Annotated in this window: 28 protein-coding genes; 17 read left to right on the top strand and 11 right to left on the bottom strand. The window is 58.7% G+C overall.

What is annotated here, in order from left to right; genetic code table 11:
• Positions 1 to 31 precede the first annotated feature (31 nt).
• The 3 genes from RCI20_RS06830 to RCI20_RS06820 are packed head-to-tail and all read right to left on the bottom strand — an operon-like array spanning position 32 to position 2,540.
• Positions 32 to 397 (bottom strand): DUF2069 domain-containing protein, encoded by a 366-nt coding sequence (locus RCI20_RS06830; protein ID WP_306603824.1) that lies wholly within the window; start codon positions 395 to 397, stop codon positions 32 to 34.
• On the bottom strand, positions 394 to 990 hold the full coding sequence (wrbA, locus tag RCI20_RS06825) for an NAD(P)H:quinone oxidoreductase (protein ID WP_306603823.1): 597 nt from the start codon (positions 988 to 990) through the stop codon (positions 394 to 396). Before wrbA ends, RCI20_RS06830 begins: the two co-directional genes overlap by 4 nt.
• A 32-nt stretch (positions 991 to 1,022) precedes the next feature.
• A complete protein-coding gene (locus RCI20_RS06820) occupies positions 1,023 to 2,540 on the bottom strand; it encodes a hypothetical protein (RefSeq protein WP_306603822.1) in 1,518 nt (505 codons plus the stop codon).
• A gap of 152 nt (positions 2,541 to 2,692) precedes the next feature.
• Between RCI20_RS06820 and rpsP the strand changes: the two genes are divergently transcribed.
• From rpsP to rplS, 4 genes are read left to right on the top strand one after another with little or no spacing between them, the layout of a single operon-like run.
• On the top strand, positions 2,693 to 2,947 hold the full coding sequence (gene rpsP / locus RCI20_RS06815) for a 30S ribosomal protein S16 (RefSeq protein WP_306603821.1): 255 nt from the start codon (positions 2,693 to 2,695) through the stop codon (positions 2,945 to 2,947).
• 7 nt (positions 2,948 to 2,954) lie between these two features.
• Positions 2,955 to 3,473 (top strand): ribosome maturation factor RimM, encoded by a 519-nt coding sequence (gene rimM / locus RCI20_RS06810; RefSeq protein WP_306603820.1) that lies wholly within the window; start codon positions 2,955 to 2,957, stop codon positions 3,471 to 3,473.
• 19 nt (positions 3,474 to 3,492) lie between these two features.
• Positions 3,493 to 4,257 (top strand): tRNA (guanosine(37)-N1)-methyltransferase TrmD, encoded by a 765-nt coding sequence (gene trmD / locus RCI20_RS06805; RefSeq protein WP_306604020.1) that lies wholly within the window; start codon positions 3,493 to 3,495, stop codon positions 4,255 to 4,257.
• A gap of 22 nt (positions 4,258 to 4,279) precedes the next feature.
• Positions 4,280 to 4,651 (top strand): 50S ribosomal protein L19, encoded by a 372-nt coding sequence (gene rplS, locus RCI20_RS06800; RefSeq protein WP_306603819.1) that lies wholly within the window; start codon positions 4,280 to 4,282, stop codon positions 4,649 to 4,651.
• A 124-nt stretch (positions 4,652 to 4,775) separates the two neighbouring features.
• Here rplS and folE2 read toward each other — a convergent pair whose 3' ends face one another.
• From folE2 to xseB, 4 genes are read right to left on the bottom strand one after another with little or no spacing between them, the layout of a single operon-like run.
• The gene (gene folE2, locus RCI20_RS06795) at positions 4,776 to 5,573 is read right to left on the bottom strand and encodes a GTP cyclohydrolase FolE2 (RefSeq protein WP_306603818.1); all 798 of its coding nucleotides are present in this window, start codon (positions 5,571 to 5,573) and stop codon (positions 4,776 to 4,778) included.
• Entirely contained in the window at positions 5,570 to 7,471 is a 1,902-nt protein-coding gene (dxs, locus tag RCI20_RS06790; protein ID WP_306603817.1) for a 1-deoxy-D-xylulose-5-phosphate synthase, read from the bottom strand. Before dxs ends, folE2 begins: the two co-directional genes overlap by 4 nt.
• 2 nt (positions 7,472 to 7,473) lie before the next feature.
• Positions 7,474 to 8,340 (bottom strand): polyprenyl synthetase family protein, encoded by an 867-nt coding sequence (locus tag RCI20_RS06785; protein ID WP_306604018.1) that lies wholly within the window; start codon positions 8,338 to 8,340, stop codon positions 7,474 to 7,476.
• Between the two features lie 20 nt (positions 8,341 to 8,360).
• Positions 8,361 to 8,627: an exodeoxyribonuclease VII small subunit gene (xseB, locus tag RCI20_RS06780; protein WP_306603816.1), complete on the bottom strand. Its 267-nt coding sequence runs from the start codon at positions 8,625 to 8,627 to the stop codon at positions 8,361 to 8,363.
• Positions 8,628 to 8,730: 103 nt separating this feature from the next.
• Here xseB and RCI20_RS06775 point away from each other — a divergent pair, with 103 nt between their 5' ends.
• The 4 genes from RCI20_RS06775 (at position 8,731) to RCI20_RS06760 (ending at position 12,024) form a co-directional block, all read left to right on the top strand.
• A complete protein-coding gene (locus RCI20_RS06775; RefSeq protein WP_306603815.1) occupies positions 8,731 to 9,867 on the top strand; it encodes an aromatic ring-hydroxylating dioxygenase subunit alpha in 1,137 nt (378 codons plus the stop codon).
• Positions 9,868 to 9,949: 82 nt separating this feature from the next.
• Positions 9,950 to 10,801 carry a DMT family transporter gene (locus RCI20_RS06770; RefSeq protein WP_306603814.1) on the top strand — a complete coding sequence of 284 codons (852 nt, stop codon included), beginning with the start codon at positions 9,950 to 9,952 and terminating at the stop codon, positions 10,799 to 10,801.
• A gap of 30 nt (positions 10,802 to 10,831) precedes the next feature.
• Positions 10,832 to 11,182 carry an STAS/SEC14 domain-containing protein gene (locus RCI20_RS06765; protein WP_306603813.1) on the top strand — a complete coding sequence of 117 codons (351 nt, stop codon included), beginning with the start codon at positions 10,832 to 10,834 and terminating at the stop codon, positions 11,180 to 11,182.
• Positions 11,179 to 12,024, top strand: a complete 846-nt coding sequence (locus RCI20_RS06760; RefSeq protein ID WP_306603812.1) for a sulfurtransferase — start codon at positions 11,179 to 11,181, stop codon at positions 12,022 to 12,024. Before RCI20_RS06765 ends, RCI20_RS06760 begins: the two co-directional genes overlap by 4 nt.
• A gap of 42 nt (positions 12,025 to 12,066) precedes the next feature.
• Here the strand turns inward: RCI20_RS06760 and queG are convergent, their stop codons facing one another.
• Positions 12,067 to 13,116 (bottom strand): tRNA epoxyqueuosine(34) reductase QueG, encoded by a 1,050-nt coding sequence (gene queG, locus RCI20_RS06755; RefSeq protein WP_306603811.1) that lies wholly within the window; start codon positions 13,114 to 13,116, stop codon positions 12,067 to 12,069.
• Between queG and tsaE the strand changes: the two genes are divergently transcribed.
• From tsaE to RCI20_RS06740, 3 genes are all read left to right on the top strand, one after another.
• Positions 13,111 to 13,626, top strand: a complete 516-nt coding sequence (gene tsaE / locus RCI20_RS06750; protein WP_306603810.1) for a tRNA (adenosine(37)-N6)-threonylcarbamoyltransferase complex ATPase subunit type 1 TsaE — start codon at positions 13,111 to 13,113, stop codon at positions 13,624 to 13,626. The genes queG and tsaE overlap by 6 nt on opposite strands.
• Positions 13,560 to 14,891: an N-acetylmuramoyl-L-alanine amidase gene (locus RCI20_RS06745; RefSeq protein ID WP_306603809.1), complete on the top strand. Its 1,332-nt coding sequence runs from the start codon at positions 13,560 to 13,562 to the stop codon at positions 14,889 to 14,891. Before tsaE ends, RCI20_RS06745 begins: the two co-directional genes overlap by 67 nt.
• A gap of 154 nt (positions 14,892 to 15,045) precedes the next feature.
• Complete coding sequence (locus tag RCI20_RS06740) at positions 15,046 to 15,252, top strand: hypothetical protein (RefSeq protein ID WP_306603808.1); 207 nt, start codon at positions 15,046 to 15,048, stop codon at positions 15,250 to 15,252.
• 111 nt (positions 15,253 to 15,363) lie between these two features.
• Here RCI20_RS06740 and RCI20_RS06735 read toward each other — a convergent pair whose 3' ends face one another.
• A complete protein-coding gene (locus RCI20_RS06735) occupies positions 15,364 to 16,407 on the bottom strand; it encodes a GGDEF domain-containing protein (RefSeq protein WP_306603807.1) in 1,044 nt (347 codons plus the stop codon).
• A 144-nt stretch (positions 16,408 to 16,551) separates the two neighbouring features.
• Between RCI20_RS06735 and RCI20_RS06730 the strand changes: the two genes are divergently transcribed.
• From RCI20_RS06730 to rpsT, 6 genes are all read left to right on the top strand, one after another.
• Positions 16,552 to 17,484: a bifunctional riboflavin kinase/FAD synthetase gene (locus RCI20_RS06730; RefSeq protein ID WP_306603806.1), complete on the top strand. Its 933-nt coding sequence runs from the start codon at positions 16,552 to 16,554 to the stop codon at positions 17,482 to 17,484.
• A complete protein-coding gene (ileS, locus tag RCI20_RS06725; RefSeq protein WP_306603805.1) occupies positions 17,477 to 20,275 on the top strand; it encodes an isoleucine--tRNA ligase in 2,799 nt (932 codons plus the stop codon). The genes RCI20_RS06730 and ileS overlap by 8 nt, the downstream gene beginning before the upstream one ends.
• A complete protein-coding gene (gene lspA, locus RCI20_RS06720) occupies positions 20,244 to 20,762 on the top strand; it encodes a signal peptidase II (RefSeq protein ID WP_373691486.1) in 519 nt (172 codons plus the stop codon). The genes ileS and lspA overlap by 32 nt, the downstream gene beginning before the upstream one ends.
• Positions 20,759 to 21,190, top strand: a complete 432-nt coding sequence (locus RCI20_RS06715) for a peptidylprolyl isomerase (RefSeq protein WP_306603803.1) — start codon at positions 20,759 to 20,761, stop codon at positions 21,188 to 21,190. The genes lspA and RCI20_RS06715 overlap by 4 nt, the downstream gene beginning before the upstream one ends.
• On the top strand, positions 21,190 to 22,113 hold the full coding sequence (gene ispH / locus RCI20_RS06710; protein WP_306603802.1) for a 4-hydroxy-3-methylbut-2-enyl diphosphate reductase: 924 nt from the start codon (positions 21,190 to 21,192) through the stop codon (positions 22,111 to 22,113). The genes RCI20_RS06715 and ispH overlap by 1 nt, the downstream gene beginning before the upstream one ends.
• An 85-nt stretch (positions 22,114 to 22,198) precedes the next feature.
• Positions 22,199 to 22,474 carry a 30S ribosomal protein S20 gene (rpsT, locus tag RCI20_RS06705; protein ID WP_306603801.1) on the top strand — a complete coding sequence of 92 codons (276 nt, stop codon included), beginning with the start codon at positions 22,199 to 22,201 and terminating at the stop codon, positions 22,472 to 22,474.
• Positions 22,475 to 22,594: 120 nt separating this feature from the next.
• On the opposite strand, the gene RCI20_RS06700 is transcribed toward rpsT, so the two are convergent.
• Positions 22,595 to 22,894, bottom strand: coding sequence for a DUF3579 domain-containing protein (locus RCI20_RS06700; RefSeq protein WP_306603800.1), 300 nt, complete (start codon positions 22,892 to 22,894; stop codon positions 22,595 to 22,597).
• A gap of 237 nt (positions 22,895 to 23,131) precedes the next feature.
• The gene (locus tag RCI20_RS06695) at positions 23,132 to 26,029 is read right to left on the bottom strand and encodes an adenosylcobalamin-dependent ribonucleoside-diphosphate reductase (RefSeq protein ID WP_306603799.1); all 2,898 of its coding nucleotides are present in this window, start codon (positions 26,027 to 26,029) and stop codon (positions 23,132 to 23,134) included.
• Positions 26,030 to 26,120 lie beyond the last annotated feature (91 nt).

Below are 26,120 nucleotides of genomic sequence, written 5' to 3'. Positions count from 1 at the left end.
TTACGGCAGTTGGTTGCATAAAAAAACCGCGTCAATCCGACGCGGGTTTTTTTATGGCCGACACGCGTGTCGACCGCAGAAACAGGACTGTTCCAATGAAAACGAGTAAGGCGAGAATGGTTTCTCCGGTAGCCAGCCATTGCGAGAGGCCTTGGTCACTGGTGGCGCGGGTAAGTCCTTCCAGCAGGTAAAACTGGATGAATAGCGATAACCACTTGTAGGTGTAGCGCTTGCCACGCAGAATGCCAAATAGTGGTGCCAGCAGAAAAACGGCTTTCAGGGTCATCCATGAGCCGCCGGGGCGTAGCGGGGCCAGCCATGCCTCCCAGGCAAGACACAAAAAGATCAAGGCAATCAACGCCGTGCTGGTGAGATTCTGAAATAAGCGCGTGTTCACGGTCGCCCCAGTTTTTGTACGATATTTGCTAAGCGCTGACCCTGCGCAAATGCTAGGCGATTTTCTGCGTCGGAGAGCAGTGGATTGCCGGATGCGCCAGCGATATGGCTGGCTCCGTAAGGTGTGCCACCACTCGTCGTGGTGGAAAGTTCATGTTCCGTATAAGGTAGCCCCATCAGTAACATGCCATGATGTAGTAGTGGCAACATCATGCTGATCAGCGTGGTTTCGTTGCCACCATGCTGGCTGCTGCTGGAGGTGAAGACGCAGGCAGGTTTGCCAGCGAGTGTGCCATTTTGCCAAGCCGCAATGGTGCCGTCCCAAAAATATTTCATCGGTGCTGCCATGTTGCCAAAGCGTACGGGGCTGCCTAGTGCCAAACCTGAGCATGAGTCAATGTCTGACGCTTCGACGTAAGGGGCGCCAGCCTCGGGGATGTCGGCTTCCGTTGCTTCGCAAATTGTGGATACGCGTGGCACGGTGCGCAGCTTGGCTTGGACGCCATGGATCGACTCGACGCCACGCGCCATGCGTTCCGCCAGTGCTCGGACGGAGCCGCGGTGACTGTAGTACAGAATGAGTATTTCTTGCATGGGGCAGGATTATACGTCCTGCCACTCTCTGGCTATTCGTCCTCGTTTTCTGGACGAATGGAGAAAATCTCGAGTGAGCCCGTCTGCTCATCCAGTTGAGAGGTCTGGATTTCGCGTATCGACAAATTGCCCTGTTCGACGAGTGCAACGATTCCGCGTGTGTTTTCTTTGAGAAAACCGGGCGGGGCGACCAGAGATTGCGTAGTTCGCAAGGGAGGGGTTTCGGGCAAGATCAGGGCGTCTGCGGCGCCAGCTGCCGGATTGTCCGAATAGGCGATTTTGGTTGGAATGGCCCTGGATGCCAATAATTGAAGTCCGATCTCTACATGTTCCGGATTTTCCGAAATTGCCCAGCGTAGCATGCACAAAAGCCAGGCATCGTTGCGCTGGTTTTGTTCGTCCAGTATCTGCATTGCGACGAGATCGCCAACTTTCAGTTGGGTGGTGTTGCCTGTCATGTGCATCAAGGCAAATCCATCAGGGCTCTCGTTGGTAACCATCCATTCGCTGAATTCTTCTGTGCATTCCCCGTCGCCTAGCAGGCGGTGTAGTGTATCCAGTCCGGAGCAAAGGCGGGTGCGATGAGATTGCCGTCGGCGGGGGAATTTTCGTTTCGCGGGTTGTCCCCATAGTTTTTCCAGTCGCCGAAGTACGCCTTGCCCGCTTGGGGTGCTGGCAAAGTTCGGTAGTGCTAATACTTCCGGTGACTTTCCGCTGCCGAGTGTCTGCCGAACAGTGGCGACATGTTGCGCCATCTCGGCGCAGGAGAAGTAAAGCGGCTCGATATCGTTGCCGGGTGTGCGCCTGACTAGTGCGTGCGCGGGAAAGTCACGATCCGGGTCAATCCAGAAAGTGCTGCCAACTGGTTCAATGACCTGCTTGTCGGGCGATATCTCGCAATTTGATTGCTCAACCAGTGTGTTGATGAACTCCAGTTCGCCTGAAGAAAAGGAAGCTGGCTGGGCAATGCCAATCAACAGCGTGTTTGTGTAAAGGCGCTGGATGCTGGGCGTGTCGCGAGGGCCGGCTTGTTGATCTATTTCAAGTCGGCGTGCCGTCCGAAATGCGGCATGGAGTTGCTGCCATAACCCTTGGCGCGGCGGGGCTGAAATCAGGTGATAAATTCGTATTTGCCAAGCAATCGACAAGATTGCCCGCCGGAGCGCGGTTTGCGGTGTGTGCGTGGCTGTTGTGTCGTCCGGGTCGAACAGGATGGCCAGTGTGTTGAAATAATCTTGGGTCAGTGTTTCCAGTAATTCCAGCAGGCGCTTCATGCGCTGTCGGGTTTTACGGGGAATGGGTAGTGATAGTTCTTTTAGCTGCTGCAGTTCGAGGCGGACAATGCCTTCCGTGTGGACGTAGAGCAGGTCAAGAAGTTTGATGCGTTGTGCAGTTGAAACCGGTGCGTCTCTCAAATAGAGAGCATTCCGCAATAGTTCCTCGGCGTCTTCTGGTGTTGTCCGTCCATGTGCCAAGGCCAGCCACTCAAGAATTCCTTTGATGCCACCTTCCGGAGCTTGTGGGGTGTCGTGTTGCGGAGTTTTGACCATAGTCTGGAAAGCATAGCAAAAAAAAGCCTTCCTCCCTATTGTCGGGGCATCAAGGCCCGTGGGGGGATAATTTAGCCGTGGTAAGTGGCTTGTTTTTTATCGTTTTAACGATATAATCTTGCGTCTTTTTCCCAGCTAACGAAAGTATCCCAATGGTTGTTATCCGTCTTGCCCGTGGTGGCGCCAAGAAGCGTCCGTTCTACAACATGGTTGTTACCGATTCCCGTAACCGTCGTGACGGCCGTTTCGTTGAGCGCATCGGTTTCTACAATCCGGTTGCCTCCGGCAATGCCGAAGCCCTGCGTGTTTCCGTGGATCGTCTGACCTACTGGCAGCAGAATGGTGCTCAGATGTCCCCGACCGTTGCTCGCCTGGTCAAGCAGCACGCTGCCCAGCAAGCCGCTTGAGTCGTTTTTGGCTTTGACCGCTAACGATATCGTTGTTTTGGGTCGGTTAACCGACCCTTACGGGATACAAGGCTGGATCAAGCTTCGTCCTTACGGGGACGATCCCTTGGCTTGGGCTGAAATGCCTACTTGGTGGATCTGTCAGGAAGGTGGTCCGTGGCGTGAAATCAAGCTGAAAGGCTTGAAAACTCATGGTAACGGTGTCGTTATGCTGCTTGATGGCGTTGCCGATCGGACTGCTGCCGAGTCGCTCAAAGGGATGTTGGTCGGTGCGCCGCATGACATGTTGCCGGCGACCGACGACGATGAATTTTATTGGGGCGATCTGATCGGCCTTGCTGTCGTCAATGGCACTGAGGAAAAACTCGGTGTGGTGGCGAGCCTGATCGAAACCGGTGCCAACGACGTTTTGCGCGTTGTGGCCGACGATGGGGTTGAACGCCTTCTGCCTTTTGTCGATGCGGTTGTTCTGGCAGTTGACAAAGACGCCGGTGTGATTCGCGTGGCGTGGGAGAGTGACTGGTGAGTTGCAGGGGCAGCGGCCGGTGATCCGGTTTGACTGCATAACCCTCTTCCCCGAGATGTTTGCCGCTGTCACGCAATGCGGTATTACCCGTCGAGCCTTGGAAGAGGGGCGCTGGGCTTGGCAGGGCTGGAATCCCCGTGATTTCGCCGAGAATGCCTGGCGGCGAGTTGATGATCGACCGTTTGGCGGCGGACCTGGCATGGTGATGCAGCCGGGGCCGCTGGAAAAGGCGATCGCTTTGGCAAAGGCCGGGCAGCGCGAAGCCGGCATGCTGGCGACTCGGGTGATTTACCTTTCGCCGCAAGGCGCGCCATTGACCCATGAGCGGGTCATGCAGTTGGCGACAGGGGAGGTAGGATTGATCCTGCTCTGTGGTCGCTATGAAGGAATTGACGAGCGTTTGATCGAGCGCTGTGTCGATGAAGAAATTTCGATCGGTGATTTTGTTCTGTCCGGTGGCGAGTTGCCGGCGATGGCCTTGATTGATGCCGTTGTCCGCCAGTTGCCGGGCGTGCTTGGTGATGCCGCCTCGGCAGTAGAAGATTCGTTTGTCGGTGGTTTGCTGGATTGTCCGCACTACACGCGACCCGAGGTTTACGCGGGGGTGGCAGTGCCGGATGTGTTGTTGTCCGGTGACCATAAAAGAATTCGTCGCTGGCGGCTGAAACAGTCGTTGGCACGAACCCGGAAGCGCCGGCCGGATTTGCTGGCGCACCGCGGGTTGACCGCGGAAGAAGCGCAACTCCTCACGGAAATTTCCGGAGAGGAGCAATGCGGTGAGTAATGTTTTATAAAAAGGATCTCACATGAACCTGATTCAACAGCTGGAACAAGAAGAAATTGCCCGTCTGGGCAAGACCATTCCCGACTTCGCACCGGGCGACACCATTGTCGTTCAGGTCAAGGTCAAGGAAGGTAATCGCGAGCGTCTGCAGGCTTACGAAGGCGTCGTTATCGCCAAGCGTAACCGTGGTCTGAACTCCGGTTTCACCGTCCGCAAGATTTCTTCCGGTGAAGGCGTCGAGCGTACGTTCCAGACCTATTCCCCGCTGGTGGTTTCGATCGAAGTCAAGCGTCGCGGTGATGTGCGTCGTGCCAAGCTGTACTACCTGCGCGAACGTTCAGGCAAGTCGGCACGCATCAAGGAAAAGCTGCCAGCCAAGAAGACTGCTGCCTGATCAGCAGTTTCTTGCGGTGCATGAAAAGGGGCTTCGGCCCCTTTTTTTGCGCCTAAAAAATTTGGTAAAAATAAAAAAGAGGCCGCAGCCTCTTTTTGATGAATTCCAGCGTCGACCGCAATAATCAGCCGTTTTTCTTGTCCCGTTCAATCAGCGCATAGGCTGAATGGTTGTGGATGGACTCGAAGTTCTCGGATTCGACAACGTAAGCATCGATGCGTGCTTCGGCATTGAGGCGGGCAGCGACGTCGCGCACCATGTCTTCGACGAATTTCGGATTGTCGTAGGCGCGTTCGGTGACGTATTTTTCGTCCGGGCGTTTCAAGAGGCCGAACAACTCGCAGGAAGCCTCGGCTTCGACCAGTTGCACCAGTTCTTCGATCCACATGAAGTCGTTGGTGCGGGCCGTCACGGTGACGTGTGAGCGCTGGTTGTGGGCGCCGCGTTCGGAAATCTTCTTTGAGCAGGGGCACAGGCTGGTGACCGGGACGACCACTTTGGTAGCGGTGACGATTTCGCCGTTGCTGATGTCACCGATCAGGGTGACGTCGTAATCCATCAGGCTCTGCACGCCGGAGACCGGGGCCGTTTTGTTGATGAAATACGGAAAGTTCATCTCGATGTGGCCGGTTTCGGCTTCGAGCTTGACCAGCATGTCGCGCAACATGACCGGAAAGTTTTCGACGGAAATTTCACGTTCGTGGCTGTTCAGTATCTCCACGAAGCGGGACATGTGCGTGCCCTTGAAGTTGTGCGGCAGGCCGACGTACATGTTGAACATGGCGACCGTGTGCTGCACGCCGGTCGATTTGTCCTGCACCTTGATCGGGTGGCGAATGGATTTGATGCCGACCTTGTTGATGGCGATCTGGCGGGTGTCGGCCGAGCTCTGGACGTCGGCGATGGGGGTTGTGGCTGTCATTGGCTGTTCTGTCGTGTTATTTGGTTAGCGAGGCGTTCACGTACGCTGCGCACGATACCATCCTTGTCTAGGCCAAGCTCGGCGAGGAGCTGCCCCTGTTCTCCGTGATCGACAAAGCGATCCGGCAGGCCGAGACGCAGCACGGCCACGTTCAACCCGCGTTCGGCCAGCACCCGCTCGATTTCCGAGCCGGCACCGCCAATCACGGCATTCTCTTCGATGCTGACCAGCAGGGAATGGTTCCCGGCAAGTTCAATTATCAGGTCGACATCCAGCGGTTTGATGAAGCGCATGTTGACGACGCTTGCATCCAGTTCATTGCCGGCCGCCTCGGCGGCTGCGACCAGACTGCCGAAAGCCAGCAGTGCGACGCCCTGCCCACGCCGGCGGATTTCTGCCTTGCCGACCGGCAGGGTATCGAGTTGCGTATTCGGGATTACACCGTTGCCGCCGCCGCGCGGGTAGCGCACCATGCTTGGACCATCCAGGCTGTAAGCGGTGGACAGCATGCGCCGGCATTCGGCTTCGTCGGCCGGTGCCATGACCACCATGTTCGGGATGCAGGCGGTAAACGACAGGTCAAAGGTGCCGTGATGCGTCGGACCGTCGGCGCCGACCAGACCGCCGCGGTCGACCGCAAAAATCACCGGTAAATTCTGCAGCGCGACGTCGTGGATCAGCTGATCGTAGGCGCGCTGCAGGAAGGTCGAGTAGATCGCGACCACCGGCTTCAGGCCTTCGCAGGCAAGGCCCGCGGCAAAGGTCACGGCGTGTTGTTCGGCGATGCCGACATCGTAGTAGCGGTCGGCGTGTTCGTTGGCAAAGCGGACCATGCCGGAGCCTTCGCGCATGGCCGGGGTAATCCCGATCAGCCGATCATCCGCTTTGGCCATGTCGCATAGCCAGTCGCCAAAGACCTGCGTGTAAGTCAGCTTGCCCGGCCCCTTGGCTGCCAGGATGCCTTCACCGGGGGCGAATTTAGCGACGCCGTGGTAAAGAATGGGGTCGGCTTCGGCCAGCTTGTAACCCTGGCCCTTCTTGGTAATGACGTGGAGAAACTTCGGGCCTTTCAGGCCGCGCAGGTTTTCCAGGGTCGGGATCAGGGCGTCGAGATTGTGTCCGTCGATCGGGCCGTAATAGTGAAAGCCGAATTCCTCGAACAGGGTGCCGGGGGCGATCATGCCCTTGACGTGCTCTTCGGCACGGCGGGCCAGCTCAAGCAGTGGCGGGGCAAAACCGAGCATGTGCCGGCCGGCTTCGCGGGCCACGTTGAAGGTCTTGCCCGACATCAATCGGGTCAGGATGTTGTTCAGCGCGCCGACCGGCGGCGAGATCGACATCTCGTTGTCGTTCAGGATGACCAGCATGTCGGCATCGGCGACGCCGGCATTGTTCAGGGCTTCGAAAGCCATGCCGGCCGACATCGCGCCGTCGCCGATCACCGCAATCGCCTTGCGTGCCTCGCCCTTGTGCTTGGCAGCCAGGGCCATGCCCAGCGCGGCCGAGATCGAGGTCGATGAATGGCCGACGCCAAAGGTGTCGTATTCGCTTTCGCAACGCTTGGGAAAACCGGCGATGCCACCGCGCATGCGCAAGCGGTCCATGCCTTCACGCCGCCCGGTCAGTACCTTGTGCGGATAGCATTGGTGGCCAACGTCCCAGACCAGCCGGTCTTCCGGGGTGTTGAACACGTAATGCAGCGCGATGGTCAGTTCGACGGTGCCCAGATTGGACGACAGGTGGCCGCCCGTCTGCGAGACAGAGTTAATCAGGAAGCTGCGCAGTTCGCTGGCCAGTTGGGCCAGTTGTTTGCGTTCCAGGGCGCGCAAGTCAGCGGGGCTGTTGATGCTTTCCAGCAGGTCGAGTGGATTTGCTGCATTCATTTTCACTGCGTTCATTTTCAGAATTGCCGGTGACAAATGAAATCGGCCAGTTGGGTCAGTCGCCCGGCGCGTTGGCCGAAGATGGACAGCGCCGCGAGGGCATCGGTTCGCAATTCTTCGGCGTATTCGCGGGCTGCCTCGAGGCCGAGCAGCGCCACATAGGTCGGTTTGTCGGCGGCTTCGTCCTTGCCGGCCGTCTTGCCGAGGGTTGCCGTGCTGGCGGTGCAGTCGAGAATGTCGTCGACTACTTGAAAAAGCAGACCGGCGCGCTTGGCGAAACGGTCAAGGCCGCTTCTTTCCTCGGCAGACAGCGGGGAGCCAGCCAGTGCGCCAAGCAATACGGCAGCCCGAATCAGTGCGCCGGTTTTCAGCGCGTGCATCAGTTCCAGCTCGAGCTGTTCGAGTGGTTTGCCAACTGACGCCAGGTCGATGGCCTGACCGCCGGCCATGCCGCGCGAACCGCTGGCGTGGGCGAGCAAGGTGATCATTTCGAGTTGTTGTCTGGGGTCACCCAGCGGCTGGCCAGCAAGCAGTTCGAAGGCCAGCGTCTGCAGGCTGTCGCCGACCAATAATGCAGTCGGTTCGTCGTATTCGACGTGACAGGTCGGTCGACCGCGCCGCAGCACGTCGTCGTCCATGCAAGGCAGGTCGTCGTGTACCAGCGAGTAAGCGTGGATCAGTTCGACCGCGCAGGCGACCGTATCCAGTTGTTCGGCGTTGGCGCCGGTCAGTTCGCCAGCGGCGAAGGCGAGCAGCGGACGGACGCGCTTGCCGCCGCCCAGCGTGGCGTAGCGCATTGCATCGTGCAGGCGGTGGGGAATGCAGTCACTGCCCGGTAGATGGCGGGCGAGGGCGGCTTCGACGCGAGCTTGCGTGGCGGCCATCCAATCGGCAAAGGGAATGCTCACTGACTCTCCTGAGGTTTGCCCATCGGCGGGGCTTCTTGCAGGGCACGGTCCACGTATTTGAATTCGCCGTTTTCGAGGATGCGAATCTGCTCCTCGGCCTTGTCGAGCTGCATCTGGCAGTGCTGCATCAGCGCCGTACCGCGCTGGTAGGCCGCGATTGATGCCTCTAGTTCCAGCTGGCCATTTTCCATGCCGCCAACAATGGCCTCAAGTTCGGCCAAGGCTGTCTCGAATTTCATGTCGGCAATTGGCGTCGGATCCATGGCAGGCGGGGTCGGGGAAACGCGTGAAAATACTCCATCAGGGGTCTTTCGGTCAAATTGAGGGTAAAATCCCCGGTCTTTTAACCCCCGCTGGAGGCTTGGAATGTCCGACATGGCGACGTCGTCCCGGTTGGCACCTGCAGTTTCCCAACTGCCTGTGGACTGGTATTTCGATGAACGGATTCATGCGCTGGAGAAGAAACTCATCTTCGATGCCGGTCCGGGCTATGTAGGCCACCAGTTGATGGTGCCGGAAGCGGGCGATTACCGTTCGCTGGAATGGAAGGATCACGGCCAGATGCTGCTCAACGGCGGCAGCGTCGGCAAGAATGCCGGCATCTGGCAGATGTCCAACGTCTGCCGGCATCGCCAGGCGATCATGCTGCAGGGTTCGGGCAAGCTCGAAGGGCCGGTGGTCTGCCCGATTCATCGGTGGACTTACGAGCAGTCGGGTGAGCTGATCGGCGCGCCGCACTTCCCGCAGAATCCCTGTCTGAATCTCGACAAGGTCAAGCTGGAAAACTGGAACGGCCTGCTCTTCAAGGGCCCGCGCTCGGCCAATGGCGACCTTGGTGGCATGAACGTCGCGCGTGATCTCGATTTCACCGGCTACAAGCTCGACCATGTCGAGATGCACGAGTGCAATTACAACTGGAAGACCTTCATCGAGGTCTACCTGGAGGATTACCACGTTGTGCCTTACCACCCGGGCCTCGGCAACTTCGTCACCTGTGACGACCTGACCTGGCAGTTCGGCGACTGGTACTCGGTGCAGAAGGTCGGCATCACTTCGCTGATGAAGGAATCCTCCTCTGCCACCTACAACCGCTGGCAGAAGGTCGTCCGCGAGTACTACGGTGATCGCGGGCAGACGCCGCCGCAAGGCGCGATCTGGCTGACCTACTACCCGAACATCATGGTTGAGTGGTATCCGCACGTGCTGGTCGTGTCGACGCTGATTCCGCAAGGGCCGGACAAGACGATGAATGTCGTCGAGTTCTACTACCCCGAGGAGATTGTCGATTTCGAGCGCGAATTCATTGAGGCCGAGCGCGCGGCCTACATGGAAACGGCGATTGAGGACGACGATATCGGCGAACGCATGGACCGCGGCCGCAAGGCGCTGCTGGCCGAAGGCAAGAACGAGGTCGGCCCGTACCAGAGCCCGATGGAAGACGGCATGCAGCACTTCCACGAGTTCTACCGCCGGATCATGCAGAAGGATATTGAGGCGCGCTGAGCGTTTTTGGCCAATTTCTGCGGTCGACCGGGGCGTCGGGGTAAAATCCGCCGCCCTTTGTTTTTTCCTTCTTGAGCCCTGCATGCAATCCTTGTGGATGATCGCCGCCAGCTTTCTTTTTGCCTGCATGGGCGTCTGCGTCAAGCTGGCTGCCGCGACGCACTCGGCGGTTGAAATCACCTTCTATCGCAGCTTCATTGCCTTGATTCTGATGTTCGGTCTGGTACGCCTGCGCGGCGTCAGCCTGAAAACCGCGCATTGGCAGTGGCAGATCACCCGCGGCGTGGTCGGTTTTTCCGCCCTGTTTGCTTATTTTTATGCAATTACCCTGTTGCCGCTGGCGACTGCCGTCACGCTCAATTACACCTCGGCGATATTTCTTGCCTTGTACCTGGCTTTGGCTGGCTGGCGCTTGCGCATCGGCATGCTGGGTGCGCTGTGCATTGGTCTGGCTGGCGTCGCGCTGTTGCTCAAGCCCAGCCTGCAGGCGGATCAATTGCTGCCCGGCTTGATCGGCCTCGGCTCCGGCGCGATGGCTGGCATGGCTTATTTCAGCGTGCGGGAGTTGGGGGCGCGTGGCGAGTCCGAAACCCGGACCGTTTTCTATTTTTCCCTGGTCGCTACCGTCTGTTCGCTGCTCTGGCTGGGTTTTGGTGAAATTCATCCGGTCGACCGCGAAAGCGGCCTGATTTTGTTCGGCGTCGGCGGTTTTGCCACCTTGGCCCAGCTCGCCATGACTCGTGCATTTACGCGGGGTAAAACCTTGATGTCGGCATCACTGGCCTACAGCACGGTGATTTTTTCCAGCCTGTTCGGCATGTTGTTCTGGGGCGAGGTGCTTAGTGCATCGGCCTGGATGGCGATCGGGCTGATCATCCTGTCGGGCATTGTGGCCACGCACTTTTCGCGTGCCAGCCCGGTAGAGCAGGATTAAACTGGCAATAAATAACAAAGGAGAAAAGTCATGATTGTCATCGACCACCAACCCAATCGCGTCAATGTGTCTGTTTTCGGTGAATTTACGCTGGCGGATTACAAGGAGTTCGAGGAAGTCGTCAATTACAAGGTCAAGTTTGAAGGGCCGGTTAACCTGTTCTTCGACTTGTCGCAAATGGCTGGCCTGACACTCGATGTGGCTTGGGAGGAAGTGAAGTTCTCCCGTGCCCACGCCAACGATTTCAATCGGGTTGCCGTGGTCACCGACAGCCAATGGGTGACTTGGAGTGCCTGGGTTTCGCAGACTTTCGTCAATGCCGATGTCGAAGTTTTCGACGATGCGCTTGAGGCAAAAGGCTGGCTGGAGGCGGCGGCTTGAATTTCACGACACTCATTGACGCCGGCTTGTTGCAAGCGCATCTCGGCGATCCGGACTGTGTGGTGATCGATGTCCGCCACCAGCTGGCCGATGTCGGTTATGGCGAACGCGCGTATGCCGAAGCGCACATTCCCGGCGCGCATTTTCTGCATTGCGACCGCGATCTGTCCGGTCCGCTGACCGGTAGCAATGGCCGCCATCCGTTGCCTGATCCGCAGCGTCTGGCCGGGCGGCTGGTCGAAATCGGTGTCAATAAACCAGCAACTCAAGTCGTGGTCTACGACGATGCGCAGGGCATGATTGCCGGCCGCTTGTGGTGGCTGTTGCGTTGGTTGGGGCATGATCGGGTGGCCGTGCTCGACGGTGGCTGGCAAGCCTGGTGCGAGGCAGGCGGGGATGTGTCAAATGAACTGCCGATGGTTCGTACTGGCAGTTTCACGCCTGTTCAGCGTTCTTTTGCGGTCGACGCGCTTTTTGTCGGGAAAATGCTCAAATCGCCGGCCATGCGCCTGATCGACGGACGGGCCGAAGATCGTTTCCGTGGCGAAAATGAAACCATCGATCCGGTCGGTGGCCATATTCCCGGGGCGACCAACCGTTTCTTTCGCGACAACCTGCAGGCCGACGGCCGCTTCAAGCCGGCGCGTGATTTGTCGGCCGAGTGGCAAGGCGTGCTGGCCGGTAATTCGGCCGAGCAGGTAGTGCATTACTGCGGTTCCGGTGTTTCGGCCTGCCACAACATTCTGGCCATGGAAATCGCCGGCCTGCCGGGATCGCGTCTGTACGGCGGCTCGTGGAGCGAGTGGTGTGCCGATCCGCAGCGGCCGATGATTACTTATTGATTCCGGCAGCTTGATCCGAAAGTTCCGAGCGATGGTACGTGGTCATTCTGCCCGATGGGTAGCCAGCGCCCAGGCCACATGTTCGCGGACCAGCGGGGATGAATCGCCGGCCCGGTTTTCCAGTGCGGCTCGCGATTCTGTCGTGGTCGGGCCGTTGCCTAGCGCGACGGCGATATTTCTCAGCCAGCGTTCGTGACCGATGCGCCGGATCGGGCTGCCGGCCAGTCGGTCATTGAACTGCTGTTCGCTCCATGCAAACAATTCGACCAGACTGGCTGAGTCCAGTCCCTGGCGCGGTGCAAATGCCGGGTCGCCGATACGGGCAAAGCGGTTCCACGGGCAGCACAACTGGCAGTCGTCGCAGCCGTATATCCGGTTGCCGATTAGTGGCCGGAACTCCTCAGGGATGGCGCCGGCCAGTTCGATGGTCAGGTAGGAAATGCAGCGCCTTGCATCGACCTTGTATGGCGCGACGATGGCGGCGGTCGGGCAGGCGGTTATGCAGGCGGTACAGGTGCCGCAATGCGGCTCGCTTGGCGTATCGGGCGGCAGCGGCAGGTCGCAGTAAATTTCGCCGAGAAAGCGCCAGGAACCTTGCTTCGACAGCAGTAGCGTATGTTTGCCGCGCCAGCCCAGGCCGGCCTGGCTGGCGAACTCGACTTCCATGACCGGGGCCGAATCGGAAAAAACGCGGTAGCCGAAAGGCCCGGCCAGTTCGCTGATTGCATCGGCCAGTTTCTGCAGCCGGGTGCGCACGATCTTGTGGTAATCGCGTCCCTGGGCATAGCGGGAAATCGCAGCTTGCGCTGGCGTATCGTCGGTTTTGTCGTGTGGCAGGTAGTCGACCGCAGCAGAGATGACGGTGATGGTGCCCGGCTGGAGTTGCTGCGGTTGGGCGCGCAGTTCGGCGTGGCGCGCCATATAATCCATCTCCCCGTGCATGCCCTCGGCCAGCCATGCACGCAGGCCGGCGACGGCAGCGCCCGGTTCGGCGCGGGCGACGCCGATTTCGGCAAAGCCCAGTGTGCGGCCAATCTCGCGGATGCTCGCCTTGAGTGCCGCACCGTTCATCGTGGAGTCATCATCATGCATAGCCCGGATGTTACCGCTGTTTTTGATTTGCCCGATGAGGCCGCTACCCAGCGCCTGGGCGAAAAACTGGCAACTGCCCTGCAGCCGGGGTTGGTGATTTTTCTCGACGGCGATCTCGGCGCCGGCAAGACGACGCTGGCACGGGCACTGATTCGCGCACTCGGTCACAACGGTCCGGTGAAAAGTCCGACCTATGCTTTGGTTGAAGTTTACGTAGTTTCGAGTTTATACTTGTATCACTTTGATTTTTATCGCTTCGAGTCACCAGAGGAGTTCCTCGATGCGGGGTTTGGCGAATACTTCAACGATGCGTCCGTCTGTCTGGTCGAGTGGCCGGAGAAGGCGGCTGGCTGCGTCCCTTTGCCGGATCTCCGTGTGCACTTGCAGCACTCAGGCGCCGCACGTGTCGCGGAACTCCTGGCTTCTTCTGAAAGGGGGGCGTCATGCATAAAGACACTCACCTCGACCATCGGCGCCGGCATTTCCTGCGCTACGCCGGGTCGACCCTAGTTCTCTCGGTCACGCCGCTGGCGGGTCTGGCGGCCAGCGCACCGGCTATTCTGGCGGTCCGTATCTGGCCGGCCGAGGATTACACCCGGGTGACGCTGGAGCACAACATCCCCCTGAAATTCAAACATTTCACGGTGGAAAATCCGGATCGGCTGGTGGTCGATATCGAAGGCGTCGAATTCAACGGCGTACTCGACAGTCTGGCCGGCAAGGTGGCCGATAACGATCCCTATATCAAACTCGTCCGTGCCGGTCGCTTCAAGCCGGGAGTTGTGCGTCTGGTCATGGAACTGAAGACCCGTGTCGTACCCCAGGTGTTTTCGCTGGCCCCGGTGGCGGAATACGGACATCGACTGGTGCTGGACGTTTATCCGCAAAATCCGGTCGATCCGCTGATGGCGCTGCTTGAAGGTCGTCAGGATGCAGTCGAGCCGCTGAAAACCGAACCGGAAGCGGCGGCAAGCGAAAAGAAACCGCAGCCCCAGCCACACTCTCAGCCCCAGGAACAACAAATTGCCCGGCGTCCGGGCAAGGCGATTGTCGATCGCCTGGTGACCATCATGCTCGATGCCGGTCATGGCGGCGAAGATCCTGGCGCTGTCGGCAAACGCGGGACTTACGAGAAGGATGTCACGCTGGGTGTGGCACGCCGCCTGAAGGCACGGATTGATGCCGAGCCGAACATGCGGGCCGTGATGACCCGCGATGGCGATTTCTTCGTACCGCTGAATGTACGCGTCCAGAAAGCCCGGCGTATCCAGGCCGACTTGTTCCTGTCGATCCACGCCGATGCGTGGATCAAGCCGGATGCGCGTGGCTCGTCGGTGTTCGTCTTGTCGGAAAAAGGGGCGAGTAGCACGCAGGCCCGTTTGCTGGCCCAGAAAGAGAATGATGCCGACTTGATCGGCGGGGTGAATATCAGCGCTACCAAGGATATGTTTCTGGCGCGTACGCTGCTTGACCTATCGCAGACTGCAACGATCAACGACAGCCTGAAACTGGGTAAGTATTTGTTGGGTGAGCTTGGGACGATCAATCGTTTGCACAAGGCCAACGTTGAACAGGCTGGGTTCGCCGTGCTGAAAGCACCGGATATCCCTTCGGCCTTGATCGAGACTGCCTTCATTTCCAATCCGGAAGAGGAATTGCGTCTGAAGGACGAGGCCTATCAGGATCAGTTGGCCGACGCCATGATGCGTGGTATCCGCCAGTTCTTCACCAAGCACCCGCCGGGGCCGAAAGCACGGATGGCCCGCCTGGGCTGATCGGTGAATTCAACAGAATCCTGGTTTGTGTGTCGTAGCGCAGGTTCAGAAAACTTCGGTTTAATCGAATAAATACATCAGCTATGTTTGTGTGATGTATTGAAATATTTCTGTAGGATGAGCTTTCGGCTGACACCACAGGAGGCTTTGGCAAATGAAAGTAACGACTTCGATTAAGCATGGTGCTGAATATTTGTGTACCAAGTTCGGCGACGTGGTCACTGCGGTTCAGCAGGTAGCTGTGGTCAAAGGATTGCCGATGTGGGAGGTTGAACGAAAAATCGGTCCGGGCATCAGCAGAAGGCTCATCGTTTCCGCCCGTTCGTTGATGCCTGTTCAGTCAGGTGTGGCCAGTACTTAGCCACTACGTTGTTCGGTACATTGCATGCTTGAGGCAAATCAGGGCTGCCGCCCGTCGGTCTTGATTTGCTTTATTGATCAGGCATCTGGCTTGATCGCTCAGTACCTTTCCTCAAAATAGCTCAACTTCGCCCTTGGCGATTTCCCTGGCCGTCAGTTTCTGGTCGGCAATTAGCTGTTCGTAGTTTTCCACCCGGTTCCGGCCGCTGCGTTTGGCGTAATACAGTGCTTCGTCCGCCCGGTCGATGACATCAGTCGGTGTGTCGTTGCTCAGCAATTGACTGAACCCGATACTGACCGTGACGTGGCCGACACGGCTGAAGGTGGTGGCTTCGACGTCGCTACGGAAACGTTCCAATGTGGCCAGGGCTCGTTCGCGACTCGTTGGTTGCAGCAAGGCAACAAACTCCTCGCCGCCAAAACGGAATAGCTGATCGTCGAAGCGGAAAGAGTGCCGCATGACTTGGGATAGCATGATCAGTACTTCGTCGCCAATCAGGTGGCCGAAATTGTCATTGATCTGCTTGAAGTGGTCTACGTCGCAAACGGCAAGCCAGTGATTGCCGTTGGGGGATAGTGTGCGCCGGGCGAATTGTGGATTCTGGCTTGCCGTATCGTCGGTGCTTGCTTGGCCTAGCAGTTCGAACAGATGTTTGTCGAAGGTTTTACGGCTAAGCAGTCCGGTCAGGGTGTCCGTTTCGCCATAATCGAGTAGCGTGATGTGATTGCCGAAATACTCGATCAGGCCGGTGAGCGCGATGCGTTTGTCGGGGGAAAACTCATCCGACAGTTCCAGATCAATGAAATAAATTGTTTCGTCCCGGCGCAGTACCGGGAAGGCGATTCGGTGTGAGCCATCCTCATGGCATTCGATAACGGCGCTGAGTTCTTTCTGGCTGCGCTTGAGCAATGGATCGCGATCAAGAGGCTTGCACAGGCGTTGTTCCGGCAGATAGGCATTACGCAGGAATTTCCCTTGAGGGCCATAGCCGGCACACGGGAAAATAACGGTTTTTCGCTTGCCTGCGTAGCAACGGTAGATCGTCAGCTTTTGCGGGGCAAAAAGATCCATCAGTGCATCGACCATGGCCGCATTGATTTCGGTACGGTCGCGCCGCGCCGAAATTCTGACGACATGGTTGATCAGGTCAAGCATTGGCTTCCAGAGTCTGTCGGATAACCCTGCGATTATAACGACAGGTCAGCGTGGCAAGAGGCTGTTTTTGTGTGGATTTGCCCGTGATGTCGCCGTTATGTCGATTGGCCTCGGTATAATCGCGCTTTTTTGCGGCTCCGTTTCATGCGCGTCTTTCGCGGTTATTCTCGTTCAGTTCCTGCTCCGGTTGCGTTGGCCATTGGTAATTTCGATGGCGTGCATCTGGGGCATGCTGCGCTGATTGGTCGATTGACCGATGTTGCACGGCAGCATGGACTGACGCCTGCCGTGCTGAGTTTCGAGCCGCATCCGCGCGAATTCTTCAAGCCCGCTTCGGCGCCGGCCCGCTTGAGTACCCTGCGGGAAAAGCTCGAATTGCTGTCTGATAGCGGCGTCACGCAGGCGATGATTTGTCCGTTCAATCAGGCATTTGCTGCGCTGACGGCAGAGCAATTTGTTGAACGGGTGCTGGTCCGCGCACTGCAGGTTCGTCATCTGGTCATTGGCGATGATTTTCGTTTTGGCCAAGGGCGGGTGGGTGATTTTGCGTTGTTGCAGGATGCCGGCAAACGTCACGGTTTCGTTGTCGAAGCGATGGGCAGTGTTACGGTCGACGGTGAGCGGGTATCCAGTTCCGGGGTGCGGCGAGCGCTGGCTGTTGGTGATATGGAACTTGCCGCCCGTCTGCTGGGGCGTCCCTACATGATTGATGGCCAGGTGTCGCATGGCCAGAAACTGGGCCGTCAGTTGGGCTTTGCCACGGCCAATCTGCGCATCAAGCACAATCCCTTGCCGATGGCCGGTGTGTTTGCCGTCGAGGTTGCCGGATTGGCTGACAAGCCTTTGCCCGGCGTAGCGAATCTCGGTATCCGGCCAACCGTCGGCGGCACGCGGCCGCTGCTTGAAGTGCATCTGTTCGATTTCGATCGCGACATTTACGGTGCACATATCTCGGTGCGCTTCGTGCATAAATTGCGCGATGAGCAACGTTTTCCCAATTTCGACGCCCTCAAGGCGCAGATCGCGGCCGATGCCGCGGCGGCGCGGGCCTTCTTCGTGAGCACGCAAAATGGCTGATTACAAAGACACGCTGAATCTTCCCGATACCGCTTTTCCGATGCGCGGCGACCTGCCCAAGCGCGAGCCGCAATGGGTCGGTCAGTGGCAGCAGAAAAAGCTCTATCAGAAGATTCGCGAAATCAGCGCCGGCCGCCCGCGCTTTGTGCTGCATGACGGCCCGCCGTATGCCAACGGCGACATCCACATCGGTCATGCGGTCAACAAGGTTTTGAAGGACATTATCGTCCGCTCGAAGACGCTGTCCGGTTTCGATGCGCCCTACGTGCCGGGTTGGGACTGTCATGGCCTGCCGATCGAGCACCAGATCGAGAAGCTGCACGGCAAGAACATCCCGGCCGACAAGGTCCGCGAACTGTGCCGTGCCTACGCCGCCGAGCAGGTCGAACGCCAGAAGAAGGATTTCATCCGCCTGGGCGTGCTGGGCGATTGGGACAATCCTTACCTGACGATGAATTTCAAGGCCGAGGCCGAAGAAATTCGCGCGCTGGGCAAAATCCTTGAGCAAGGCTACCTGTACCAGGGGCTGAAGCCGGTGAACTGGTGTCTGGATTGCGGCTCGGCACTGGCTGAAGCCGAGGTTGAATACGAGGACAAGACGTCGCCGGCCATCGATGTGGCTTTCGAAGTCCATGAAAACCACGCCGAGAAACTGGCGCACGCTTTCGGTCTGACCCATCTGCGCGGCCCGGCCTTTGCCGTGATCTGGACGACCACGCCATGGACGCTGCCAGCCAACGAGGCGGTCAGCGTGCATCCGGAACTGACTTACGACCTGATCGAAACCGAAAAGGGCGCGCTGATCCTGGTTCGCGAACTGGCCGAAGCTGCGCTCAAGCGCTATGAACTGACCGGCACGGTGGTTGCCTCGACGACTGGCGACAAGCTCGACCAGATCCTGCTCAAACACCCGTTCCAGCCGCGCGATGTGGCGATCATCTGCGGCAAGCATGTGACGACCGAAGCCGGTACCGGCCTGGTGCATACCGCGCCGGCGCATGGTGTGGATGACTACAACGTCGGCCGCCAGTATGGCCTGCCGGTGAACAACCCGGTCGGTAACGACGGCAAGTTCATTTCTACCGTTCCCGCGCTGTCGACCGGAGAACTGGCCGGCAAGAGCGTGTGGGAAGCCAATCCGCTGGTGCTGGCCGAACTGGCCGCGCGCGGTCGACTGCTTTTCGAAGAGAAAATCCGCCACAGCTACCCGCATTGCTGGCGGCACAAGACGCCGATCATCTTCCGCGCAACGACGCAGTGGTTCATTGGCATGGAGAATCGCAAGTCCGAGAGTGAGCCGACGCTGCGCTGGATCGCCGAGCGTGCGGTCGACGAAACGCAATTTTTCCCGGCTTGGGGCCGTGCCCGTCTGGAAGGCATGATGAAGACCCGGCCGGACTGGTGCGTCTCGCGCCAGCGCAACTGGGGCGTGCCGATTCCGTTTTTCCTGCACAAGGAAACCGGCCAGCCGCATCCGCGTACCGCCGAATTGGTCGAACTGGTCGCCCAGCGTGTTGAAAAGGCCGGTATCGAAGCCTGGTTCAGCCTGGATGCCGCCGAGTTGCTCGGTGCCGAGGCCGAACAGTACGTCAAGATGAAAGACACGCTGGATGTCTGGTTCGATTCCGGGACGACGCACTGGCACGTGCTGCGCGGTTCGCACGCCGAAGTTTCGGCTTACCCGGCCGATCTGTATCTGGAAGGCTCCGACCAGCACCGCGGCTGGTTCCAGTCCTCCCTGCTGTCCGGTTGTGCCATCGACGGCCGCGCCCCGTACAAGGCGCTGCTGACGCATGGCTTCGTGGTCGATGGCAAGGGCCACAAGATGTCGAAGTCGAAGGGCAACGTCATCGCGCCGCAACAGGTTTCCGACAAGATGGGCGCCGATATCCTGCGCCTGTGGACGGCATCGACCGATTACTCGGGTGAGCTGACCATTTCTGACGAAATCCTCAAGCGCGTGGTCGAAGGCTATCGCCGCATCCGCAATACCCTGCGTTTCCTGTTGGCCAATATTTCCGATTTCGACGCGTCGACCGCAATGTTGCCGGTGGAAGACTGGCTGGAAATCGACCGCTACGCGCTGGCGCTGACCCGCGAGTTGCAGGAAGGCTGTCGTGCCGATTTCGACAAGTACGAATTCCACCGCGTCGTCCAGGCGCTGCAGACCTTCTGCTCGGAAGACCTCGGCGGTTTCTACCTCGATATCCTGAAGGACCGTCTGTACACCACGGCACCGCAGTCGGTGGCCCGTCGTTCAGCGCAATCGGCGTTGTGGCACATCACGCAAAGTTTCGTCCGCCTGCTGGCGCCGATCACCGCCTTTACGGCGGAAGAGGTTTGGGCGGTACTCAGTGGCAATGCTGACGATTCGATCATGTTCCAGCAATGGCATGAACTGCCGAAGCCGGCCGATGAGTCGGCCTTGCTCGCCAAATGGGCGCTGGTGCGCACGGCGCGGGCCGATGTCACCAAGGCGCTGGAAGAACAGCGCGAAGCCGGGAAAATCGGTTCGGCACTGCAGGCCACAGTGGAAATTCATTGCGCCGGCGAGAAATACGACGCGCTGGCTTCCTTGGGTGACGACCTGAAATTTGTCTTCATTTGTTCGTCGACCGCACTCATCAGCAATGAAACCGAGCAGGTCGTTGCGACGCCGCTCGCTCACGCCAAGTGCGAACGTTGCTGGCATGTGCGCGAGGACGTTGGTGCGCATGCTGAACATCCGGGCCTGTGCGGTCGTTGTGTGAGCAACCTGCATGGCGCCGGCGAGGCGCGCACCTGTGCCTGAGCGCCATTTGCAGCCGCGGCAGTGGTATGCGCTGGCGGCGCTGGTCATCGTTCTCGATCAGTTGAGCAAGTGGGTGGTGTTGCAGAACATCGCTTACGGCGAGGTGATTTATGTCGCGCCGTTCTGGAACTGGGTGCTGACCTTCAATCCAGGCGCCGCATTCAGTTTTCTGGCCGATCAGCCGGGCTGGCAGCGCTGGTTCTTCAGCGTGCTGGCGCTGGGTGTTTCCGGCTGGATCGCGCTGGAATTGAAAAAACATCCGGAACAAAAACTGATGTCGCTGGCTCTGACGCTGGTCATGGGCGGCGCGCTGGGTAACGTGATCGATCGCGTGCGCTTTGGCGCGGTTGTCGATTTCATCCAGTGGCATGCCGCCGGGTTTTACTGGCCAGCCTTCAATATCGCCGATTCGGCCATCAGCATTGGCGCGGTTTTACTGATTTTTGCCTCGTTGACCGCAAAAAACACGAAAGAAGATCAAGCATGAGCACGACGGTTCGCCCCGACAGTTATCTGACCCTGCATTACCGAATTTCCACGCTGGATGGCGAGGAGTTCCTGTCGACTTTCGACATGAGTCCGGCCACCCTGCAGATGGGTAGTGGTCAGCTGGCGGAAAATCTGGAAAGCGTTCTGGTCGGCTTGCCGGCGATGGAGCATTTCGTCTTCGAACTGGAGCCGGCGCAGGCCTTCGGCATGCATAACGAACGCCTGGTCGAACGTATTGCCCGGGCCGGCTTGCCAGCCGAGATGGAACTCAAGGAAAACTCCGTGGTGGAATTCACTGCGCCGAATGGCGGCACCTTTGCCGGTTTCCTGCGCGAACTGGATGCCACACACGCCTTGTTCGACTTCAATCATCCGATGGCCGGCAAGACCATCCGGTTTGAAGTCAAAATCATCGGAATCATGTAATGGAAATCCTTCTCGCCAACCCGCGTGGTTTCTGCGCCGGCGTCGAGCGCGCCATCACGATTGTCGAGCGCGCCCTGGAGAAGTTTGGCGCGCCGATTTACGTGCGCCACGAAGTGGTACACAACAAGTTTGTCTGTGATGATCTGCGGGCCAAGGGGGCGATTTTCATCGAGGAGCTGGCTGATGTGCCGGCCGGCAGCACGGTGATTTTCAGTGCGCATGGCGTATCGAAAGCCGTTCGTACGGAAGCCGAGCAGCGTGGCCTGAAAGTCTTCGATGCAACTTGTCCGCTGGTCACCAAGGTGCATGTCGAAGTCGACAAGATGCGCAAACAGACGCGTGAAGTCGTCATGATCGGCCACAAAGGGCATCCGGAGGTCGAAGGAACGATGGGGCAGAGCGAGGGCGGAATGTATCTGGTTGAGACTGTCGCCGATGTTGCCAGTCTCGAGGTGAAATTCCCCGGTCAACTTTCCTTTGTGACCCAAACCACGCTGTCGGTGGACGATGCGACTGTGGTGATTGACGCACTCAGAGTGCGTTTTCCGGAGATACAGGGCCCCAAGAAAGATGATATTTGCTATGCCACGCAGAATCGTCAGGATGCCGTCAAGGCGTTGGCCGGGCAATGTGATCTGGTGATTGTGGTCGGTAGCCCCAACAGCTCCAATTCCCGTCGCCTCAAGGAAGTGGCCGCTGGCTTGGGTATCGAGGCTTATTTGATCGATAGTGCCGATGAAATCCGGGAAGCCTGGCTGACTGACAAGGCGCGTATTGGCGTAACGGCCGGTGCGTCGGCGCCGGAGATTCTGGTGCGGCGGGTGGTTGACCGTCTGAAGGCGTCTTCTGGTGCCGAGGTTGGTCAGCTTCAGGGCGTTGAGGAAGGGGTTTCGTTTGCCTTGCCCAAGGAGCTGGTTAACTGATTTTTGCGTAAAGTATTGTTGATTGCCAGCTTGGTTCTGGTGTAGAATCCTGCGCTTCCGTAAGAACATTTTCTGAGAGTATTTAATGGCCAACAGTGCACAAGCCCGCAAGCGCGCCCGTCAAGCTGACGGACAGCGTGCCCATAACGCAAGCCTGCGTTCGACCCTGCGTACCGCAATCAAGAGCGTTCGCAAAGCAATCGTCGCCGGTGACAAAGCCGCCGCACAGAGCGTGTTTCAGACCTCCGTTGCAGTGATCGACCGTATCGCTGACAAGAAGATCGTACACAAGAATGCTGTGGCTCGTACCAAGAGCCGTCTGTCTGCCCAGATCAAGGCACTGGGTGTTGCTGCCGCCTAAGCTGGCAGGCATCAACCCGTAAAAATGGCGCCTGCGGGCGCCTTTTTTGTTTTATGCTTTTTGTGTTGCTGCTTTGATCCCGGAAAAAATGCTGGTGCTAGGGTCGACCGCAGAATTTGCTTATTTCTTGTCTTCCAGCAGGCAGACGCCATCAATGATCTGCAGATCATTGTCTTGAGCGAAGTTGAGCATGAAACGATAGGCCATCGGTTCAATTTCTCCGAGACGGCCATCGACGAATACCGCCTTGTCACCGTTGTGGTCGCCAGGCCCGACGTATGGCGAATATTTCATCTTGCGTTCGGCACCAAAGGCCGACATGACGCCACAGAGGCGTTCGGCCCAGTCGCTGGGGCGAAATTTTTTACCTTCCTTGGTAACGCCGATAATGATGAATGTGGTCGATTCTTGAGTTGTCATTTTTTACTCTGCATTTATGGGCGATGCGACCTTGCGTATCCAGCATTCTAGCAGAATGAGGTGGTCTTACCAGCATTGAGAACCAAGCTTCTTGGGCTGATGCGGGCTCCACAAGCCAGAGTGTGATGTTTTCCAGTCTTGGCTTTTAGCATAAATGAAAGCCCGCCAACCGTTCAGTTGGCGGGCTTGTATCGGCTATTTGCGCCGATCAGTTTGGGCTTGGTGGCTTAGTCGGGATCAGCCGCAGGTTCCCACGGCGCCGCAGGCGGTGCAGAAGTCGCAACCATCCTTGCGAATCATCGTATGGTTGCCGCATTCCGGGCATAACTTACCTTGGGTCGGCAGCACCTTGTTGCTGGTGGTATCTTCCGGCGCTTCGAGGATGCCCATCTGCTGCAGCGGGAAGCCGGCTTCGTCGAGGATGCCGAGCATGGCGTAGCGGTGGATGATCAGCTGGGCGATGTAGGCGACCGTCGACGGGTAGGTCTGCTGCTTGCGCGAACCCGGGACGAAGGCCATGAAGTCGCCGAACGGCTCGGAGTAGTCGAGCAGCTTGCGCAACTTCATGCCGATCCAGGCCGGATCGACGACGCGCATGTCGAGGGAAAGCAGCTTGCACAGGCCGTCGAGGGCACGCGGGTAGTTGCCGGCGAGCCACATCGAGTAGGGGCGGGTGACGCCGTCGGGCAGCGTGATTTCCTTCAGGCCGAGGACGAAGTCTTCGCCGGTCGAGGCGTTGTTGATGTCCACCGTCCAGGACAGCGTGCCGTCGGTGCCGGTCTTCGGCTCCTTGGTGCTGAACAGGGCGTCCTTGACCGGGGTCGGGCCGTCGTGCGAGAGGGCGCCGAGCTGTTCGACGCGCCAGCTGATGACCTGGGCCATGGCCGAGACGACGGATGGCATGCGCTTCTTTTCGCCATGCGGCGGCATGTGCATTTCGAAGGCATCGCCCGGGGTCTTGGACAGGGCTTCGAGCTTCATTTCCAGCCAGGCGTGGTCGTTGGCGCGCATGTCCATCGACAGCGTCTTGGCAACGGCGCCAAGGCCGCGCGGTTCGGCCGGGCCGTTGGCCCAGACTTCGAACGGCCAGGCATGGCCTTCCTGCTCGACGTGGCCGACGAACAGCGCGAACTTGCCGATCGGCGAGTCGACCATGTAGGTCCAGCACAGGTTGCCTTCCGGCAGGTTCGGACGGCCCGGCCAGCGCAGGCTGGAGAGCACCGGCGCCGGCAGGTTCTTGATCGACAGGCGGCGGTTGGCATCGGTGACGAAATCCTGCGGCGACTTGGCGTCGTCGGCGGTTTCCTTGGCCGGTTCGTTCGAGGTGACCGAGAGCACGGAGCCCAGCACGCTGTTCGGGCGGTAGGTGGCCAGACCTTTCAGGCCGGCCTTCCAGGCTTGCATGTAGAGATCCTGGAAGTCTTCATACGGATAGTCGCCGGGGACGTTGACCGTCTTCGAGATCGAGGTGTCGACGAAGGGGGCAACGGCAGCGACCATGTCGGCGTGGGCTTTGGCCGAGATTTCCAGGGCGGTGACGAAGTAGTCCGGCAGCTTGCTGACATCGCCGCCCTGATGCTTGTACAGGCGCCAGGCGTAGTCCTCGACCGAATATTCCTTGATCGTGCCGTCCTGCATCCGCTTCTTGCGGTTGTAGGTCCAGGAGAACGGCGGTTCGATGCCGTTCGAGGCATTGTCGGCGAAGGCCAGCGAGATCGTGCCGGTCGGCGCGATCGACAGCAGGTGCGAGTTGCGCAGGCCGTGCTTGCGGATTTCGGCCTTGACGTCAGCGGGCAGACGCGAGGCGAAATTGCCGCCGGAGAGATACAGTTCGGCGTTGAACAGCGGGAAGGCGCCGCGTTCCTTGGCCATGTCGACCGAGTACAGGTAGGCGGTATCGCGCATGAATTCGCTGATGCGGGCGGCCATGGCGCGGGCTTCGGCCTTGTCGTAGCGCAGGCGCAGCATGGCCAGCGCATCCCCGAGGCCGGTGAAGCCGAGGCCGACGCGGCGCTTGTTGGCGGCTTCCTGCTGCTGGCGTTCGAGCGGCCAGTGGGTGGCGTCGAGCACGTTGTCGAGCATGCGGGTGGAGATGCGGCAAACTTCGGCAAACTCGTCAAAGTTGAATTCTGCCTTGTCGGAGAAGGCATCGCTCACGAACAAAGTCAGATTGATCGAACCCAGGCAGCAGCATCCGTAGGGTGGCAAGGGCTGTTCGGCGCACGGGTTGGTTGCCTCGATAACTTCGCAGTAATTGAGGTTGTTGTCCTTGTTCATCCGGTCAAGGAATAGGATGCCGGGTTCTGCGTGGTCATAGGTGGACTTCATGACCTGATCCCACAGATCACGAGCGCGTACTTTGCGGTAAACCCAGATACCGTCGTCGCGCTGGTAGGCGCCGGCATCGCGCATCTCGCTATTCGGTTCGGCGCGGTGCGCCAGTTCGACATCGCCATCGGCATCGACAGCTTCCATGAAAGCGTCGGTGACGCCGATGGAAATATTGAAATTGGTCAGGTCGCCCTTGTCCTTGGCATGGATGAATTCTTCGATGTCCGGATGGTCGCAGCGCAGCACGCCCATCTGGGCACCGCGACGGGCGCCGGCGGATTCGACGGTTTCGCAGGAGCGGTCGAAAACGCGCATGTACGACACCGGGCCGGAGGCACGCGATTGCGTACCCTTGACGCGGGCGCCTTGCGGCCGGATGGAGGAGAAATCGTAGCCGACGCCACCGCCGCGGCGCATGGTTTCAGCGGCCTGGGCGAGGGCGGTGTAGATGCCGGGCTTGCCGTCGGTATTCTCGACGATGGAGTCGCCGACCGGCTGGACGAAGCAGTTGATCAGCGTTGCCTGCAGGTCGGTGCCGGCGGCGGAGTTGATGCGGCCGGCCGGGATGAAACCGTTTTCCTGAGCCCACAGGAATTTTGCTTCCCAGTGAGCGCGATCAGCTTCCTTTTCTACTTGAGCCAGTGCATAAGCCACCCGTTTGCGGACGTCATGAACGTTGGTTTCCTTACCCTTGGCGTATTTTTCAATGAGCACTTCGCCGGAAATTTCCTGTTTCGGCAATGGTGCGAATTGCGGGGGGGCGGGAATGTCGGTCAGTGACAGCTGCTCGGCGACTTTGCTCATTGATGGCTCCTCTTGGCTTGTTTCTGTCTGTATTCAAGGGGTGGTAATCTACTATATATAGTGGTTCGGTGGAAGGCGTTGACTACATGCA

Source organism: Azonexus sp. (genome assembly GCF_030824335.1).
Classification (GTDB): Bacteria; Pseudomonadota; Gammaproteobacteria; order Burkholderiales; family Rhodocyclaceae; genus Azonexus.
Note: the sequence above shows the minus strand (reverse complement) of the source record. Positions and strands in the feature narration are given on the sequence as shown.